This window comes from Vibrio sp. TRT 17S01, from assembly GCF_050113695.1.
Lineage (GTDB): Bacteria > Pseudomonadota > Gammaproteobacteria > Enterobacterales > Vibrionaceae > Vibrio.
On sequence record NZ_JBNJOG010000001.1, the window covers coordinates 685,254 to 702,963 of the forward strand.

Consider the following 17,710-nt stretch of genomic DNA (forward strand, 5'->3'; position numbering starts at 1 on the left):
ATCCCCGCCCCACTTGACGTTGCAACGATGTCGCCTAGTTACAACGCCAAGTAGTTTGGGGATGTTATTTGGATGGGTATCAGTTACTGCGCTTTCATCGCTTCAGATTTGTCTGAAGTCATAACGAAATGCAGTTCACCACCGTCTTTCAAATCGCTGTGCGCGAAGCTGAAGTTGTCACTCAATTGTTTGCCATTGATGGTCACCGACTTCACGTAGATGCTCTCTTGGCTGTTGTTTTCTGAGGTGATGGTGAATTTACCGTCCGCGACTGGAATCACGGCTTTGTCGAACAGAGGACGACCGATGGTGTAACTTGCGTCGCCCGGCGTGACTTGGTAGAAGCCCAATGCAGACATCACATACCACGCCGACATCTGACCGACGTCTTCGTTACCAATCAGACCTTCATGCGTTGGGTGGTAGAACTCGTTCATCGCTTGGTCGACAATTTCTTGTGTCTTCCAAGGTTCCGCCGTCCAGTTGTATAGGTAAGGCACGTGGTGATCAGGCTCGTTACCCATCACGAACTGCCCGATGTAGCCCGACATATCGTGTGACTGGCTCGTATCGGCGTTGGAGTCTGCATTAAACAGCGCATTCAAGTTAGCGAGGAATGCCGCTTTGCCTTGTTCGGTTACGTCTTCAGGAAGAGAGAAGTCAGTACGGTCGATGTGCTCGCCACCCATCACGTTGGCTAGACCGTTCAAGTTGTGCGGTGCAAACCATGTCCATTGCCATGTGTTGCCTTCGGTAAAGTCTTCGCCTCGGTGCTCAGCGCGGTAAGGCCAGAACACGTCACTTTCGTTGAGTGCTTTGCGGTCTTTACACGCGTTGTAGTCCATATCGTCTGGGATAGACAGCGCCATGTTCTCGTCCAAACATTCTGCTTTCAGGTTGTTTGCCCAAACCTTGCTGCCGCTGTTCATGTAAGCCGGACGCATAAAGCCCGTTGCACCCAATGCGTTGCCTTTGGTGTCTTGCAGTTTGCCGTATTGCTCTGGGTTGTAATCGAAGTAGTTCTTGAACGATTCAGAGCGCGCCATGTAGCGGTCGTACTGCTGGTCGTTGCCCGCAAGTTTAGCGATCTGAGCGATACACCAGTCGTAGTATGCGTTCTCAAGACCGTAAGACACAGACTCGTTCACGAGCTCGTCGTATTTGTCGACTTTCAAGCCTTCCACATAACCCGGTTTGTCGCCAGAGTCCGGTGCCCATTTGGTGTTGGCTGGAATAAAGCCGACGTCTTCTTGGTAGTCGCTGTGACGTGTCATGACCGTGAAGCGCTTGTCACCGTTCCAAGCGTCTTGGTAAGGCACCCAACTTTCAGTTTTATCAAGGTTGAAGTTGACTGTTTCGTCAGCGGCTTTCAGTGCCAAATCAAACTCAGCAGCGGTAAAGGCTTCTGGGTGTTTAACCATGATGTCGGCGATAACCGAAACCGCAGGATGACCGACCATTTCACCGGTGTAATCGGAGTGCAGTTCCCATTTTGGCAGCACGCCGCCCGTTTGGTATTTGTTCAATAGATCGCGTGCGTGTTCAATCGCGCGGTCTTTATCGATGATGGTTTTTAGTGGGTGTGCGGCGCGGAAAGTATCCCACATAGAGTACACTGAGTAGTTCACTAAGCCGTCTTCTGCTTGGTGCACTTTGCCATCCATGCCACGGTATTTGCCATCCACGTCTTGGTATAGGAATGGAGCAACAAACGTACGGTAGAGCGAGGTGTAGAACATGGTCTTGTCAGCTTTGTTGCCGCCTTCCAGTTCAAACTCGCCAAGGATGTTTTCCCAAGCCACGCGGTTTTGTTGTACGACGTTGTCGAAGTCCCAACCGTTGGTGTCTGCTTCTAGGTTTTTCAGTGCGCCGTCAACGCCAGTGCCAGAAATCGCTACTTTGATCACCAATGGCTCATCGCTCTTACCAAAGTTCAAATGCGTCAGGACATCGTTTGCGCGTTTTGCCAAACGTTCTGGGTCCGGTTCTGGTTCGCCCGGCATTGGTTTGTGCTCTGCGTAACCACGGTAATCTTCCAAGCCGACTTCGGTTGCGTCAGTTGGGGTGAGTTTGCTTTCAGAAGCCAGCTTGGTGTACAGGTTCTCTTCAATGATTGGATCAGAGAATTCTGCCGCGAAGAACACGGTTTGCCATTGACCCCATTCGTTTGAGGTACGCGCGCCTACGACGGTGGTATCGTTAATGCGTTTGTAGTAGATGCTGCGAGAGTGGTTGCCGTATTGTTCCAACAGTTCGTGTTGCAGGTCGATACGCACTTTGCGGTCTTCACCCGGCTTAAAGGTGTAACGCTGGAACGCCACACGGTCGGTTGCCGAAAGCTCGGCTTTTACGCCTGTTTCTACAAGGTCAACCGAGTAGTAGCCAACCTCTGCCACTTCTGAACTTTTATCCATGGTCACGGCATCGGTATTAAAGCCTGTGTATGGCAAGAAAGCGAAGTCGTTTAAGTCGCCTTTCCCTGCGCCTGAAATGTGGGTCATTGAGAAGCCAGAAAGCAGGCTGTGCACAGGATCGTATTCGACAGGCGAGCCTTTACCATTCCAACCGTTTGGATCGAAGTTATCTGGTGACGGTTGAATCATACCTTCTGGCATGACTGGAGATGGGTTGACGTTGCCAAGACCTTTAGTACCAATCAAGGTATCAACGAATTCCAAAGTAGGGGTAGAGATAACTGGAGTTTCCGGATCAGAGTCGCTGCCACAACCAGCAAGACCAAGCATGGCGGTTAACACTGCAGTAGAGAGTAGGGTTCTTTTTAGTTTCATTGTTTTTATTCCACGAGAAAAGGGGACACGAAGTCCCCTCAAAATCATTATTCGCCTAGGTTGGCTTGAATTGCTTCAGACTTGTCAGCCGTCATCACGAAGTGCAGTTCGCCGCCTGCTTTGAATTCGCTGTGCTGGAAGGTGTTGTACACATCCAGAGGCTTACCGTTGATGGTCACTTCTTTGATGTACATGTTGTCTGGACCGTTGTTCTCAGCCGTTACCGTGAAGGTGCCAGAGCCAATGTCTACCGTCGCTTTGTCGAAGATTGGACGACCGATGCTGTAGGTTGGATCGGTTGGCGAGATTTGGTAGAAGCCAAGTGCTGACATCAAGTACCACGCCGACATTTGACCCACGTCCTCGTTGCCGATGATGCCGTCTGGTGTCGGTTTGTAGAACTGGTCGTAAACTTGGTCTAGGTATTCCTGCGCCTTGTAAGACTCTTCAGTACGGTTGTACAAGTAGATGACGTGGTGCGAAGGCTCGTTACCATGAATGTACTGACCGATGTAGCCTGTCATGTCTTGGTGCGCTTCGCCGCCATTTGGATCGGCAGTAAATAGGTTGTTCAGCTTGTCGTTCAGACCTTGTGTGCCGCCCATGATTTCCGTCAGCTTGTCTAAGTCTTGCATGAACGTCCATTGCCACTGCCACGCGTTACCTTCGGTGTAGTAGTATGCATCAGACTTGTATGGGTCGAAGTCGGTTGAAGCGTATTTCAGTGCACATGCATCGCCATCTTTTAGTTCAGTCGGAACGAAGAAGCCCTTGCCGTCTGCGTTACCTGCGTCAGCATCCCAGTGTTTCAGAGAGTTGTAAGAACGGGCTTTGAACTCTTCATACGCGTCCATATCACCAGCGGCTTTCGCCATTTCTGCGATAGTCCAATCGTAGAATGAGAATTCCAACGAGTACGACACTGAGTTCCAGTTCGGGTAGCGAACACATTGTTCTTTCTCGTGGTAGTTCAACTGACCCGCCATGAGTGAGCTCAAGATATCATCATGGATTTGTGGGTACTCATCCGGTGTGTAATGTGCGGATTTGACGGATGCTTTGTAAGCCTGCTCTGCATCGATCAAGCCTTTGGTTACCGCATCGCCTAGAATTGCTGCCGATGGGTAGCCGATCATGGTGCCAGTTTCTGAGCCGTGACCTTCCCATTTCGGCAGTAAACCAAACTCGTCGTTAGATTTACGAATTAAGTCTTTCACGTAAAGCGTTGCTTGGTCTGGGTCGATGATGGTCCACATTGGGTGAACCGCGCGGAACGTATCCCACGTTGAGTAAATTGAGTAGTTTGGTGTGTCGCCTTCTTTCAGTGTGCGCACTGTGCCAAGCATATCCACGTATTGACCATCCACATCGTAGAACTCGATTGGTGCGATCATCATGTGGTACATGCCAGTGTAGAAGTTGGTTTTCTCTGCGTCAGTGCCGCCTTCAACTTTGATTTTCGCTAGCTTCTCAGCCCATGCGTATTCTGCGTCTTCTTTTACTTTTGCTAGGTCGAAACTTGGTGCTTCCGCTTCTAAGTTTTTCTGTGCGCCTTGCCAGTTAACTGGAGAGATACCGACGCGGATTTCAATTGGCTCTTTGCCTGTGCCGAAGTTTAGGTAAGCAGTCAGATCATCGCCTGAGTAAACCGCACCATCACGCATTTCGCGCGTTGGCTCTAGGTCTTGTTCGCCCAACATTGCCTTGGCGATTGGTTGGTTGAATTTCGCGTAAAAGAAGATGTCCTGACCTTGGTGATCTTGTCCTTGGAACCAGCCAGTTGAGGTTTTACGACCGCGAATGGTGTATTCGTCCACCACTTCTACTTTGTTCTTCAAAGATTTGCCGTTGTTGTTCATTAGGGTATGACCTAAATCGAACTTCACGTTACGGTCCGCGCCATCAGCAAAGGTGTATTTGTGCAAACCAACGCGTTTGGTGGCGCTCAGTTCTACTTCGATTTGACCTTGGTTTAGCTTGGTTTTGTAGTAGCCCGCGCTTGCTTCTTCATTGGCTTTGTCGAAAGAGTTCAGTTGTGTGTTCGCCATGTCTGCGTATGGCAGAACCAATATGTCGCCTAAGTCCGTTGCGCCTGTACCTGAAAGGTGAGTATGGGAGAAGCCGTACAGCGGAACGTCAGTGTTAACCACTTCGCCAGTTGCGTAGTTGGATGAATCCCAATAGCCAGAAGCAGAGTGCCAAGAGTTAAGTCCTGATTCATGATCAGTGTTAGAGCCGATGAAGGTATCTGGAGACAGTTGAACCATACCTGCCGGTACCGTCGCGCCCGGGAATGTATGACCAGAAGCTGCTGTGCCGATCATTGGGTCGACATACTTTAACACCGCGAGATCAACCACAGGCTCGCCCGGTAGTGAAGAGGAAGAGTCGTTGTTACAGCCAGCCAAGCCACCCGTCAGACCAACTAGGATAGCCAAAGAGATAAGATTACGTTTAAACATGTTCATACCGTTTTGTTGTTATTTGCTCACAAAGAGCGTTTATAAAGATTGCTTGTAGGGATGCCGGGGGATGCGTCCCCCGGCTAGGTGGTAAAAATTGGGATTAGCGAGAATCTGCTGGCATTTCGTGTTCGTGCTGGAATTGACCGATGCCTTGCTCAGGGGGAAGATCTTGTTCTAATGAACCCCAACGTTGATTTGGCTTATCGCCCATGACAAATTCCAATTCGCCGCCATACATGATTTCTTCATGGGTTAGATAGGTGCGATTAAAATCTTTACCGTTGAAGCGAGCCGATTGAATGAAGATGTTTTCTCGGCTGACGTTCTTCGCTGTGATTGTGAACTTCTGGTTGTTGCCAACATCGATAGACGCACTTTCAAACAGCGGCGTACCGATTTCATAGATGCCAGAAGAGGCGTTTACCGGGAAGAAGCCAAGCGCGCGGAACACGAACCACGCAGAGAGCGTGCCGAAGTCGTCATTACCACAGATGCCGTCAGCCGTGTTCTTGTAGCAAACGTTAGTTGCCGCGGCGATGGCAGCCTGACCTTTCCATGGTTGACCAACGTAGTTGTATAAATACGGCACGTGGATATCCGGTTCGTTACCTTGAACGTGTTGACCAACGTTACCTGTGTTGAACACTGGGAATTGGTTGTCGCCTGCGTTGCGATCTGGGTATGTTGACCAGTACTCATCCAAGCGAGCTGCGAACAAGTCACCGCGCTTAGCTTCAGGGTTTTGTTTCTTGTCGAAGCGCGTCATCAGGTCAATCAAACCATGAATGTCGTGCTGAACACTAAACGAGTATTGCCAGCCGTTAGACTCAGAGAATGACCAGTTGAACATATCTGGTCGCCAGTCTTTGCCAACAGCGCGACCTGTGACTGGATCGACCCAATCCGCATCGATGAATTCACCGTTGTAGTCGCGCGCTTTAAACCAACCTTGGTATTGCTTACCACCAAAATCGAATTGTGCTTGCCAGTTTTTAGAGCGATCAGCAAACTCGGTGTAGCGTGGATCGTCTTCACCAAAGACTTCTTTGATGGATTGTGCAATAGCCCAGTCATTCATTGAGTATTCCAGTGAGTAAGAGGCTGTCCAAGAATCTTTAAATGGTGAGTGAGCGCCATAAGAGTCGGGGGGAGTGTCATGTAATTGTGCTGGCACATAACCTTGTTCTTCGTACTCTTTAATCCATGCTACACCTTGACTGGTAGCTGAACGAGCGTCGGTGATCATGGCTTCGACTAAGCGTTCTTTGACATTTTGTTGGTCAGATTCAGTGAAACCTAACTCGATCATTCGTTTTTCTAATGAGCCTTTTGAAAGTACATCATGAATTACCGATGTAGAATGCATCCCCATCATCATGCCCGTTTCGTTGCCCTTGAATGTCCACTCAGGTAGGCGACCTTTGCGCACGTTACCTTTGTCATCCACCCATTCTTCTTCGGCATAAGACAGCATAGAAAGCACCACATCGGCTAGGCGATCTGACTCAAGAATCGAAGACAGCGGTTGAACTGCGCGATAGGTATCCCACAGTGAGAAGGTGTCGTAACGAGTAAAATCTGCTTTACCGTCTTTGTTGGCATCAGCGGTACGAACTGACTCTTTTAAGGTGTCAATCTTTTCACCCCAAGGAGTGTTGCCATCAGGGTAAGCATTGCGGCCTTGGTGAACTTGGCGGTAGCGGCCATCTAAATCTGAGTGAATGGTTTGGCCTAAGTAGGAGTGGTACATCGCGGTGTAGAAGGTTTGTTTGTAATCTTCGTCGCCAGAGACTTCGACTTTGCCTAACTCATCTTCCCATTTTTTTGTCGCGGCTTCGCGAACTTGGTCGAAGTTCATGTCAGCAACTTCTGTCATGTTAAGAGAAGCGCCGGATTTGCCATTGCGGCCAATTTCTACGTTGGATAATGCGACTTTTGCTTCAACGGTTAAGCCTTCTTTAGCTGTGTCAAACTCAACGTATGCACGTGCATACTGGTATTTGCCGCGTGTCTCGTTACCAATTTCAGTGATGCCTTCAGGCACATCCATGTAACGACCTTCATCTTTATCGTAGTAAGCGAAGCGAACGTTTTTGATTGGTTGGTCAAATTCCATTACGAAGAATTCTTTTTGACTAGGGGCCCAACCATCAGAGAAACGATGTCCTTCTAAGCGGTTATGTTTTTTATCCCATTTCAAGTAAGAATCTGAGGTGTAATCCCAGTTTATTTTAAAGCCCGTGTTGACGATGATTTCTGACTTCTCGTCACGAGGAAAGGTGTAGCGGTGCACACCAACACGGTCCGACGCGGTGAGCTCAGCTTTGATGTCGTAATCTAATAATTCGACTTTGTAGTAGCCAGCGGTGGCTTGCTCGTCACGATGTTGGAAGCGCGAGGCTTCAAGGTTTAGTGTCGCCGAACCTTCGTTAAGCATGTAATCAGAACGTGAATTAATCGGTATCACTAGAATGTCATTCAAGTCACCTGCACCTGCACCGGAAAGGTGAGTATGAGAAAAGCCAGCAATACGTGGGTCGTGGTAGTAATATCCTGAAATGTATTCCCAACCATTAGCCCCATTGTTTGGGGATAGTTGCACCATGCCGTGTGGTGTGGTCGCTCCGGGGTAGGTGTTACCGAGATTACCCGTGCCAATAAATGGGTTCACATAACGTGTTTTATCCATATCAGCAAAGTCAACAGGAACATGAACATCCATGTCGACGCCAGGGTTATCTGTATCTGTGCCGTCATAGATATTGGTGGTTTCATCATTACAGCCTGCTAGACCAACGAGAGCACTGAGAACAGCGCAAGCGAGTAGGGAAGGTTTGAATTTCATTTTTTAAGCCTTGTAAGTTGTAGGGTTATATGATTCTAAAAATCAGGGGTATTACTAAAACTAAAAAACTTGAAATAGAGCCCTTTGGGGGAAAGGGCTCTTAGGGGAGGAGCTTAAGGTTTAAGCGTCAATAAGAGTCGCTGCGTTACGCATCGCTTCTTTAGTTGAACATTCAACAACGTTCGCATTAGCAAAGCGGTGAGCATCTTTTACTTGGATATCGTGAGCGAGAATAACCAGCTTCGCGTTGGCAACGTCTAGGTCTGTGATGCGGTTCTGAATACCGTTTTGACCTTGAGTTTCGACTTTGATCTTAATGCCAGCTGCGGCACCCGCTTTCTCTAGGGCCTTCGCGGCCATGAATGTGTGCGCTACGCCAGATGGACAACACGTTACTGCGACGATGTCGTACTCGCCTTCACCAGCAACTGAAGCCGCCTGAGCTTGTACAGGTGCTGCTTCTACTAGCTCGTCTTCAGCTTCCTCTTCAGCAATAGGTTTCCAGAAGCCAACGATTAGGGCTGTAGTTAGCGAGCCAAGCGCAATACCGACTACGTACATTGGAATGTTGCTTGATACCGGTGCTGTGATTAGGCCGCCCCATGGCGCGTGCAGTAGAACGTTTGTTAGGAAACCAAACACACAACCAACGATACCACCAGCAACGATTGAAGGAAGAACGCGTACAGGGTCGTTAGCAGCAAATGGGATAGCGCCTTCAGAGATACCGATAGAGCCCATGATTGCAGCTGCTTTACCTGCTTCTTGCTCTTGCTTCGTGAATTTCTTCTTGAATAGGAAAGTTGCTAACGCCATACCCAATGGAGGCGTACAGATTGCGATACCAACACCGCCCATTAGCCATGGTTGAGTGTCAACTTGAGTTTGAGCGAATAGCGTCGCCACTTTGTTGATCGGGCCGCCCATATCGAATGCAGTCATACCACCAAGAATCGTACCCAGCACTACTTTAGAAGCGCCGGCCATCGAAGCTAGGAATTCGTTCATAGAAGCCATGAAGATCTTAATTGGCTCACCGATCCCCCACAGTACGATACCCGCGGAGATTATTGTTCCGACAAGGGGATAAATAAAGTAAGCACCTAATGCTGTCATGTTGGCAGAGAGAGGTATCTTCTTGAGCTGGAATACCACACCACCAGCGATGAAGCCTGCTACGATACAGCCGAGAAAGCCACCACCCATGTCAGCCATAATGCCAGAAGAAATCATGGCTGGTGCAAGTGCTGGTTTGTCTGCAATTGAGTATCCAATGAAACCGCCAAGGATAATCGGAAACAGCACCAGACCTTTAATACCGATATTTGAAATATCAGCTAATAAACCGTCAGCAGGAACCGCACCTTTACCTGATGCCATTACCGCAAGCGCAAGCAGTACACCCCCCGCAACGATAAATGGGAGCATATGGGAGGTTCCAAATAAAAGATGACCTTTCATCTTGCCTAATGATTTTTTGAAATTGCTACTATTATTAGTAGCTTGAGCAGTGATTGTACTCATAAATTCACGCCTTATGAATTAATTAAAATATTTAATATTTGGTTTTCGTTTCTTGTGTTATGAATATCTTCAATAAATTCTTCGCTAAATTTTCCGAATAATTCTTGAAGAACATAAATATGATGATCTGCACCGTTATCTGGTGAAGCAATCATGAAGAATACGGTCGGTTTGACTCCCTCTTCGTCGCCATACTCGATGCCTTCGCGCTTTACGCCAACAGCGATTGCAGGCTCAGTAACTGCTTTGCTTTTTGCGTGTGGGTAAGCGATGCCGTCCATTGAAGTGACGCTCATTGCTTCGCGTGATTGGATGTCGATTAAAAACGCTTCTTTGCTGCTAATTCGATTATTGTCGAATAATAGTTTGGCTAGTTCTTCAAAGACTTCTTTTTTATTATTTGCCTGAAGTTCGTTTTTAATTAAATTGGAGTTTGTTAGTTCTGTAATCATTTTTTGACTCATTAATACGATGGTGATGAGTCAAATTTAATGGTCGTTGAGATTTTCTTAAATAGTAAAAAAAATACAATAACTATACATTTGTATCACTCAAGTATAAGTGTGATAGATGTCATTAATACCAATGGATGAGAATTAAAAAAGATTGTGATTTATATTCCATTTTTATGGGGGTAATAATTAAGACCGGAAATATCCAAGCAGAGGTCGTCAATGATATCTCCATTTTTTTAATTATTGCTGAGCGGGGGAGGAAAGCACTTTTTAGAAAGGTATGTGTTGAACCAAAAAATTTACGAATGCAAAGATTGTAAATTTAATGCAAATGGTAATGGTTATCATATAGATTTGCTCGCAAGTTTTCGATGTGGCAGTCCCTGCCACTGACTAAAAGATGATTTGGAGAAGCAAATGTTTACAAAAAGCCGACTTGCATTGGTTATCGCCTCGGCCTTGATGTCTACACATTCGATTGCGGATGTAGTGAATGCTGATGAGCACATGGTGATTGAAGGAAGAGAATTTGGCTATAAAGCTGACAGTAACTCGACCGCAATGAAAATGGAGGCCACTCAGCTTGAGACTCCGGGACAAGTTTCGGTGATTGATGAACAGATAATTGAAGAGCAACGAGCAAGCACCTTAGGTGAAGTGCTTAAAAATGATTCTTCAATTACTGCTGGCTCTACGTCAACTAACCGCGAACGTTTTTCCTTACGAGGGTTCCCTTTAGATAGCGGTGACAGTTATTTGCGTGACGGTGTTCAGCATTGGTCTCATTACCGCCAACCTGTAGAACTGCTGGAGAGAGTTGAAGTTCAAAAAGGACCTGCAGGTCTGCTTTACGGTCAATCTGCACCAGGTGGCTTAGTGAATATGGTGACCAAAAAGCCGACATACGATACGCAAGTGAGTGTTAGTCAGGATATTGGTTCAAATAACTACACGCGTACAACCACAGACGTGAGTGGCGCATTAAACGAAGATAAAACGATGCGAGCGCGTTTGATTCTGTCAAAAGAAGATAAAGAATCATGGCGCACGCGTTTCGACGGAACTGATGTTGAAAGTGAACGTTTTGTTGGTGGCCTGTTTGTCGACTATGACATTAATCAGGATGTGATGCTGTCGATGTATTACGACCGTACCCAAGAAACCGCAGATCTCGACAACGGTTCAAAAGTCGACGTGACAACAGGTCAAGTTATTGAGCCTAACATCGTAAATGACCAACGTTTTGCGATGACAGACAACGACGTGAGCAATTACGGTTTTAAGGTTAAGGCAAACCTGAATGAATCGTGGGAAGTGAATACTGGGTTAAATCGTCAGTTCTATGACAGACAACGCATTGAGTCAGATAGCGAAGTAGACGAAACCAAGAGTGGTACGTATGGCTATAAAGCTTATGATCGCCACGATGAATGGACATTTGATACTGCATATGTCGACTTTACCGGTGATTTTGACGCTTTAGGTATGAACCACCGAGTGCTAGTGGGTGCCAATGCGCTTCACAATGATTACAAACAACTTAGATACACTACGTATGCATGCGAAAGTGCGACTTCGGCCGAAGCGCAAGCTCAGTGCGGAAATGGTTTTTCTAAACCTGCTGATTTAGATTATCGTAATGACGATTCGTTATACAAAAGCAGCTCGAAACACTACGGAATTTACGTTCAAGATTTATTAACCTTAAATGACCAATGGCAATTATTGGCAGGTGTTCGTTTTGCTTATGATAAGAAAGAAAAGGACACAGGCGATGAGACGTTTAATAACGTATTGCCGAAAGCTGGTGTGATTTTCCACCCAACCGACAATGGTTCTGTGTACGCGGTATATTCACAAAGCTTTGAGCCACTGGACAACATTAGCGATGAGAACGACGTTAATTACGGCGACGAGCAGAAAGCGAAACAAGGCCATTTATACGAAGTGGGTACGAAATGGGAGCTGCTGGATAATCAACTGTTACTGAGCGGTGCTGCGTTCCAAATTACGCAAGACAACATGCAAGTTACTGAGGATCTTGACAATGACATGCAACAAACCACACAGGTTGGTTCTCAAGTCCACAAAGGTATCGAATTGGCTGCAAGTGGTGCGTTGACTGAGTCACTATCTCTGAATGCAAGCACTATGATCCTTGATGCCGAGTACAAAAACGATCCTCAGCTAGAAGGCAAAACACCAAAAGATGTCGCTGAATTTTCAGCAGCGCTATGGTCAACGTACGCATTTGAAAACGGAACAGATGTGAACTTAGGCGTGTATCATGTTGGTGAACGTTATGGTGATGCTGCAAATACATTCAAGAAAGACGCGTACACACGAGTTGATCTCGGGGTATCTCACACGTTCAAATATGATGATAACTTAGACATTACAACACGCTTAAATGTTGAGAACCTATTCGATACGGACTACTTAGCCGGTGGAGATAGCGACAATGTTGTCGTTGGCGAGGGACGTAACTTTATGGCGACGCTACAAGTTAAGTACTAATTGAACTGACACATTTAGGTATTTATTGAATCAAATAGGAATATGTGTGCCATGTGAGATGTGTTATGCATAGATGATAAATACTTTAATGAGTGATCTAGGGGAGCGTAAAGCTCCCCGTTTATCGTTGGCAAATTGCTCAAAAAGCGCTAGTATGTCGACCTTGTTGATAATGAGATTTTTTATCAACTAAAAATCTTATAACACTTAAGTAATTGATTACTATTATGAATCTGATTCGAACCAGTTTAGCCTTGTTGATCACGGCTTCCATACTTCCTGCCAATGCGTCCGGCTTGGATACGGCGCAGTCTATCCAACAAAAAACCAATAATGCCTCTGCTGCTAGTCAAAAGCGTATAAGTGCCAGTGCTGATCATTCGGTCAGTATGCGAGCAGAGATAGAACAACTTCGAGAAGAAGTGAAAAATCTCGAGGTTTATCAACAGCACCTGACAAGCATGGTTGCGAACCAAGAACAAGAACAAACCAGCCTGTTGAATCAGATTGAAGAAATCAAAGTGACCCGTCAAGGCGTAGTGCCCTTGATGTATCAAATGATCGATGGTTTAAAAGAAAACATTGAGAAAGATAAGCCGATTAAACTAGAACAAAGGCAAGAGCGGGTTGAAAAGCTGGTGGCACTGATGCCGAGGGCTGATGTCAGCGATGCGGAAAAATACCGTCGCATTCTCGAAGCTTATCAAATAGAAATGGACTACGGGACCAAGCTTGGTACTTATCAAGGCAGTATTCAAATTGATGGTGAGAGTCGTGAAGCGGATATTCTATATGTTGGTCGTCTCGCCTTAGTAGCCAGAAGCCTAAATGGGACAATGTTTTGGAGTTGGCAGCAAGACCAATCGCAATGGCAGGAAATCGATAGTGCAATGAAGAGCGAGCTAGACACTGCATTTAGTATCGCTGATAAACAAATTGCACCGGGCCTTATCACTGTCCCAGTTTCCCTGAATGCCGTGGAGTTCGACTAATCATGAAACTAAAACTCATAACCTCTGCGATTTGTCTGGCGGTACTTTCTTTCAATGCATCTGCAACGGCTGAACTTGCCACAAAAACGAAGCAGGAAGCCGCTGTAGAACAAAAACACAATGCCGTACGTGAGTCCTCATTTAAAACGGTTGAGCGTGACTTAGCAAAGATAAAAGCTGAACTTAATGCGAAAAAAGCATTCTTTCAGGCCAACACAGAAAAGCTGGCTGAGCAGTTTAGTAAAAATGAAGATCAGTTAGCTCGGCTCGAAGAACAGTTACGTTTAGAGACGGGGAGCTTAGGTGAACTTTTTGGAGTGGTTCGTCAAAATGCGAAAGAGCTGCGTGACGAGATTAAATATTCAGTAACCAGTGTTGATCACAATGAGAATACACAACTGGTGGATCAAATTGTTGCTTCTGAATCACTACCATCTATGCCTCAGTTGACGGCGTTATGGAAGGTAATGGAACAACAAATTGCAGCCAGCTCTGAGGTTGCCGAAGTTCAAGTGCCTTTTGTGAATGGAGAAGGTAAAAAGCAGTCCATCAGTGCAACACGAGTAGGTAGTTTTGGACTGATTGCGGAAGACGGCTTCATTCAATGGAACGGCGCACGTGGTGAGGCGAAAGCGTACATCAAACAGCCGGATAATGCGCCAACGAGCAAAACGGTCTCTGGGTTGTTTTTAGGTGACACTGTCACTATGGTGCTTGATCCTTCGCGTGGAATCATGCTTGAGCAACTGGCACTAACCCCAAGTGTGATGGACCGTTTACAGGCGGGAGGTGTCGTAGGGAAAATTATTCTTGGGCTTCTAGCTATTGGTTTGATTATCGCAGTGGTTCGCGGAGCATCTTTAGCTACTGCTCGAAGCAAAATTAAGAACCAGCTGAAAAATCCGGCACAGCCAGGAGATAATCCTTTAGGACGCGTGCTATCCGTTTATCAAAGTGAGCAAAACCGAAGTGTCGAAGCATTAGAGCTGCGTTTACTTGAGGCTGTCGTCGATGAACAAACAGGATTAGAGCGCGGCCTTTCAATGCTTAAGCTCCTCGCTGCATTAGCGCCGATGCTAGGTCTACTGGGTACCGTGACAGGTATGATTGAGACCTTCCAAGTGATCACCCAGTTTGGTAATGGTGACCCGAAAGTGATGGCAGGTGGCATTTCAATGGCACTAGTAACCACTGTTTTAGGTCTTATTGCGGCAATGCCATTGCTACTGGCTCACAATATCTTGAGTACGCAAGCGGAAAATATTCGAAATATTCTTGAGAAACAGGGTATCGGCTTAGTGGCAGAAGAAGCTGAGCGAGAATCGGTTGCGGCTAATACCAATACGGTTGGGAATGCAGCCTAATGGATACGGTCATGTCGTGGTTACCACATTGGCTCAGTCAGGCAAACTGGGCCATTGCGTTGCAGCAATTTATGGAGCAGGGTGGCGCTGTTTTGTGGTGGCTAGCAGTGGTTGTTGCCGTGTATTGGGTATTAGTTATTGAACGGATACTTTATCTATTCCTAACGTTTCCTAAGCAACGACAGAGTTGGGTTGAACACTGGCATCAGCGGAAAGAACAACATTCATGGAATGCCAGAGCCATTCGAGAAGGTTGGCTGGCGCAAGCTCATATTGCACTAAATCAAAATTTAAACTTTATCAAAGTACTGGTCGCGATTTGCCCAATGTTGGGCTTACTTGGCACCGTGACAGGTATGATTTCGGTGTTTGACGTGATGGCAAATCAGGGAAGCAGTAACCCTAAATTAATGGCATCTGGTATTTCATTAGCAACGCTGCCCACTATGGCTGGTATGGTTGCTGCACTTGTGGGCATGTTTGTGCATGCTCGTTTAGTGAAGGCATGCCAGCTACGTGAAATCAAATTAGAAAAATCATTAAGGAGTCAGCGATGAGACTCGGAAGACGCCAACAGAAAAACGATGAGGCGCAAATCGATCTAACATCGATGCTTGATATTGTATTTATTATGCTGATCTTCTTTATCGTCACTAGTTCATTTGTTCGTGAATCTGGTGTGGAAGTGAACCGCCCTCAGGCTTCAAATGTTGTAAGCCAGAAAGATGCAGGTATTTTTGTTGCAATTACAGCCGCAAACGACATCTACATTGATAAGCGCGTTGTGGATGCAGAGCGCGTACAAGCGACCTTGGAGCACTTAGCGCTCGATAAACCTGATGCTTCTTTGGTCATTCAAGCGGATGAACACGCCTACAATGGTACCGTGGTTAAAGTTATGGATGCGGCAAAAGGCGCAGGTATTAAGAATATTGCACTTGCTGCGGAGAAACAGTAGTGAACAGGCTAATTCTTGCGCTGCCAACAGCAGCCATAATTACGCTGGGTCTATTTGTTTTTATGTCATGGATGGTGGACAACGGTCATCGACGAACGCCAGAAGCCAGTCAGCCACTCAGCTTTAACATGGTTATGGTGGAAAACGAGCAAGACGTTCAGCGCCGGAAACGAGCGTTGCCTGAACAACCTGAAATTCCAGAAGTCCCTGAACAAAAGCCAGTGGAACAAATGGAAGCTAAGGTATCGCAAGTGTCACCAACGTCATCGATTCCGACATTGGGTTTGAATACAGCGATTAGCGGCATTGCCATCAATGCACCGACCTTCGGCGATTTTGGTGTCAATCAAGAAGTGGTGCCGTTGTACCGAGTGGAACCTGCATATCCGGCGAAGGCGAAAGCACGCGGTGTCGAAGGGTTTGTTACATTAAGTTTTACTATCGATGAAACGGGCAGACCGGTGGATGTTGAAGTGGTAGACGCCAAACCGAGACGTTTCTTTGAACGAGATGCTATTCGAGCGCTGAGACGTTGGAAGTATCAACCTCAGATAGAAGAAGGTAAGGCTGTCGCTAGACAGGGGCAAACCGTAACGTTGGAGTTTAAGTTGGTAAAATGATTAAGCAAATTCTTCTCGGTGTTTCCCTGATTGCAACGGCAGGCTTAACTCAGGCCGCTGAACTAAGCCAATATACCGCCGTCAGGGTTCAAAAAGCGCATCAACAAGTTCAAAACGACAAGATCAAGCAAGCAATTTCAACGCTAGCGTCGATTGATACATCGCGTGGCTACGATAAAGCGTATATTGCACGCATGTTAGGTGTGTATTACTGGCAAGATGGACAAGTAAAGAAAGCGATACAGCAAATTCAGTACGCGGTAGATTCTGGCTTATTGGAAGATGAACAGGCGTGGGTGACCCGGAAAATGCTGGCAGACTTACTTCTATCTGATCAGAAGTATCAACAAGCATTGCCACATTACTATCGATTGGCTAAGAAAGTCCCTGAAAAGCAAAAAGCGGATGAACTTTGGCTGCGCATTGCTCAATCTCATTATCAGATTGAGCAATGGGCGAAAGTAGTGAGTGCGGTTGACAAGTATCGTTCTTATCAACGCAAAGATGAAGTTCAGCCACTATCTCTGAAGCTAGGAGCATTGCTGCAGCTAAAACGCTATAAAAATGCCATTCCAACTCTAAAGAAACTTATTGCTCTACAACCTGAAAAAGTAAATTGGTGGCGTCAACTTGTTGGCCTGCAAATGCAAACTGGTCAGAATGCTCAAGCGCTTGCAACACTTGGACTAGCAAAACACCAAGGTGTAGCGCTTAGTCAGCAAGAGTTAAGATTAATGGCTCAGTTATATGCCCAAAAGGGGATTCCCGAAAGAGCTGCGCGTCAAATTGCAGAACTTGATAAGTCAAAAACCGACTTAAAATTGATTGTTGAGCAAGCCAGTTACTGGCAGATGGCGAGAGAATGGGATAAAGCAACGGATCAATGGGCACTGGCTGCAAAACAAGACAGTAAATACCATTGGAACGTGGCACAATTGTTAGTTCAACAGGGACATTATCGCACTGCATTAACGGTGCTTAATAAGGTTAAGGGACGTAACGCTGAGGTTGCATTAGTTAAAGCCAGAGCTTTGTATAAGCTCAATCAAATTGAAGATGCATTGGCACAAGCAAAGAAATCACAAGCGATCAAACCATCAACACAAGCTAAAAGCTGGGTTAAGTATCTTAGTAATTTGCGAAAATCGGATGATAAGAATCAATCTTCTTAATCGAGCAAG

At 46.4% G+C, this 17,710-nt stretch carries 12 protein-coding genes; 7 read left to right on the forward strand and 5 right to left on the reverse strand.

Annotated features, from left to right (window positions below; genetic code table 11):
* Nucleotides 1-83: 83 nt before the first annotated feature.
* The 5 genes from ACQEXS_RS03105 to ACQEXS_RS03125 form a co-directional block, all read right to left on the reverse strand.
* The gene (locus tag ACQEXS_RS03105) at nucleotides 84-2,789 is read right to left on the reverse strand and encodes a GH92 family glycosyl hydrolase (RefSeq protein ID WP_427012799.1); all 2,706 of its coding nucleotides are present in this window, start codon (nucleotides 2,787-2,789) and stop codon (nucleotides 84-86) included.
* Between the two features lie 47 nt (nucleotides 2,790-2,836).
* On the reverse strand, nucleotides 2,837-5,251 hold the full coding sequence (locus ACQEXS_RS03110; RefSeq protein ID WP_427012800.1) for a GH92 family glycosyl hydrolase: 2,415 nt from the start codon (nucleotides 5,249-5,251) through the stop codon (nucleotides 2,837-2,839).
* Between the two features lie 103 nt (nucleotides 5,252-5,354).
* On the reverse strand, nucleotides 5,355-8,099 hold the full coding sequence (locus ACQEXS_RS03115) for a GH92 family glycosyl hydrolase (RefSeq protein ID WP_427012801.1): 2,745 nt from the start codon (nucleotides 8,097-8,099) through the stop codon (nucleotides 5,355-5,357).
* Nucleotides 8,100-8,219: 120 nt separating this feature from the next.
* Nucleotides 8,220-9,623, reverse strand: a complete 1,404-nt coding sequence (locus ACQEXS_RS03120) for a fructose-specific PTS transporter subunit EIIC (RefSeq protein WP_367989002.1) — start codon at nucleotides 9,621-9,623, stop codon at nucleotides 8,220-8,222.
* 11 nt (nucleotides 9,624-9,634) lie between these two features.
* A complete protein-coding gene (locus ACQEXS_RS03125) occupies nucleotides 9,635-10,075 on the reverse strand; it encodes a PTS sugar transporter subunit IIA (RefSeq protein WP_427012802.1) in 441 nt (146 codons plus the stop codon).
* A 420-nt stretch (nucleotides 10,076-10,495) separates the two neighbouring features.
* Here ACQEXS_RS03125 and ACQEXS_RS03130 point away from each other — a divergent pair, with 420 nt between their 5' ends.
* The 7 genes from ACQEXS_RS03130 to ACQEXS_RS03160 all read left to right on the forward strand — a co-directional run bounded on the left by ACQEXS_RS03130 (nucleotide 10,496) and on the right by ACQEXS_RS03160 (nucleotide 17,701).
* Nucleotides 10,496-12,595, forward strand: a complete 2,100-nt coding sequence (locus ACQEXS_RS03130) for a TonB-dependent siderophore receptor (protein ID WP_427012803.1) — start codon at nucleotides 10,496-10,498, stop codon at nucleotides 12,593-12,595.
* Between the two features lie 227 nt (nucleotides 12,596-12,822).
* On the forward strand, nucleotides 12,823-13,587 hold the full coding sequence (locus tag ACQEXS_RS03135; RefSeq protein WP_427012804.1) for a DUF3450 domain-containing protein: 765 nt from the start codon (nucleotides 12,823-12,825) through the stop codon (nucleotides 13,585-13,587).
* A gap of 2 nt (nucleotides 13,588-13,589) precedes the next feature.
* Nucleotides 13,590-14,951 carry a MotA/TolQ/ExbB proton channel family protein gene (locus ACQEXS_RS03140; protein WP_427012805.1) on the forward strand — a complete coding sequence of 454 codons (1,362 nt, stop codon included), beginning with the start codon at nucleotides 13,590-13,592 and terminating at the stop codon, nucleotides 14,949-14,951.
* The gene (locus ACQEXS_RS03145) at nucleotides 14,951-15,508 is read left to right on the forward strand and encodes a MotA/TolQ/ExbB proton channel family protein (RefSeq protein ID WP_367989007.1); all 558 of its coding nucleotides are present in this window, start codon (nucleotides 14,951-14,953) and stop codon (nucleotides 15,506-15,508) included. The genes ACQEXS_RS03140 and ACQEXS_RS03145 overlap by 1 nt, the downstream gene beginning before the upstream one ends.
* Nucleotides 15,505-15,909: an ExbD/TolR family protein gene (locus tag ACQEXS_RS03150; RefSeq protein ID WP_367989008.1), complete on the forward strand. Its 405-nt coding sequence runs from the start codon at nucleotides 15,505-15,507 to the stop codon at nucleotides 15,907-15,909. The genes ACQEXS_RS03145 and ACQEXS_RS03150 overlap by 4 nt, the downstream gene beginning before the upstream one ends.
* On the forward strand, nucleotides 15,909-16,529 hold the full coding sequence (locus ACQEXS_RS03155; protein WP_367989009.1) for an energy transducer TonB: 621 nt from the start codon (nucleotides 15,909-15,911) through the stop codon (nucleotides 16,527-16,529). Before ACQEXS_RS03150 ends, ACQEXS_RS03155 begins: the two co-directional genes overlap by 1 nt.
* Entirely contained in the window at nucleotides 16,526-17,701 is a 1,176-nt protein-coding gene (locus tag ACQEXS_RS03160; protein ID WP_427012806.1) for a tetratricopeptide repeat protein, read from the forward strand. Before ACQEXS_RS03155 ends, ACQEXS_RS03160 begins: the two co-directional genes overlap by 4 nt.
* Nucleotides 17,702-17,710: the final 9 nt, after the last annotated feature.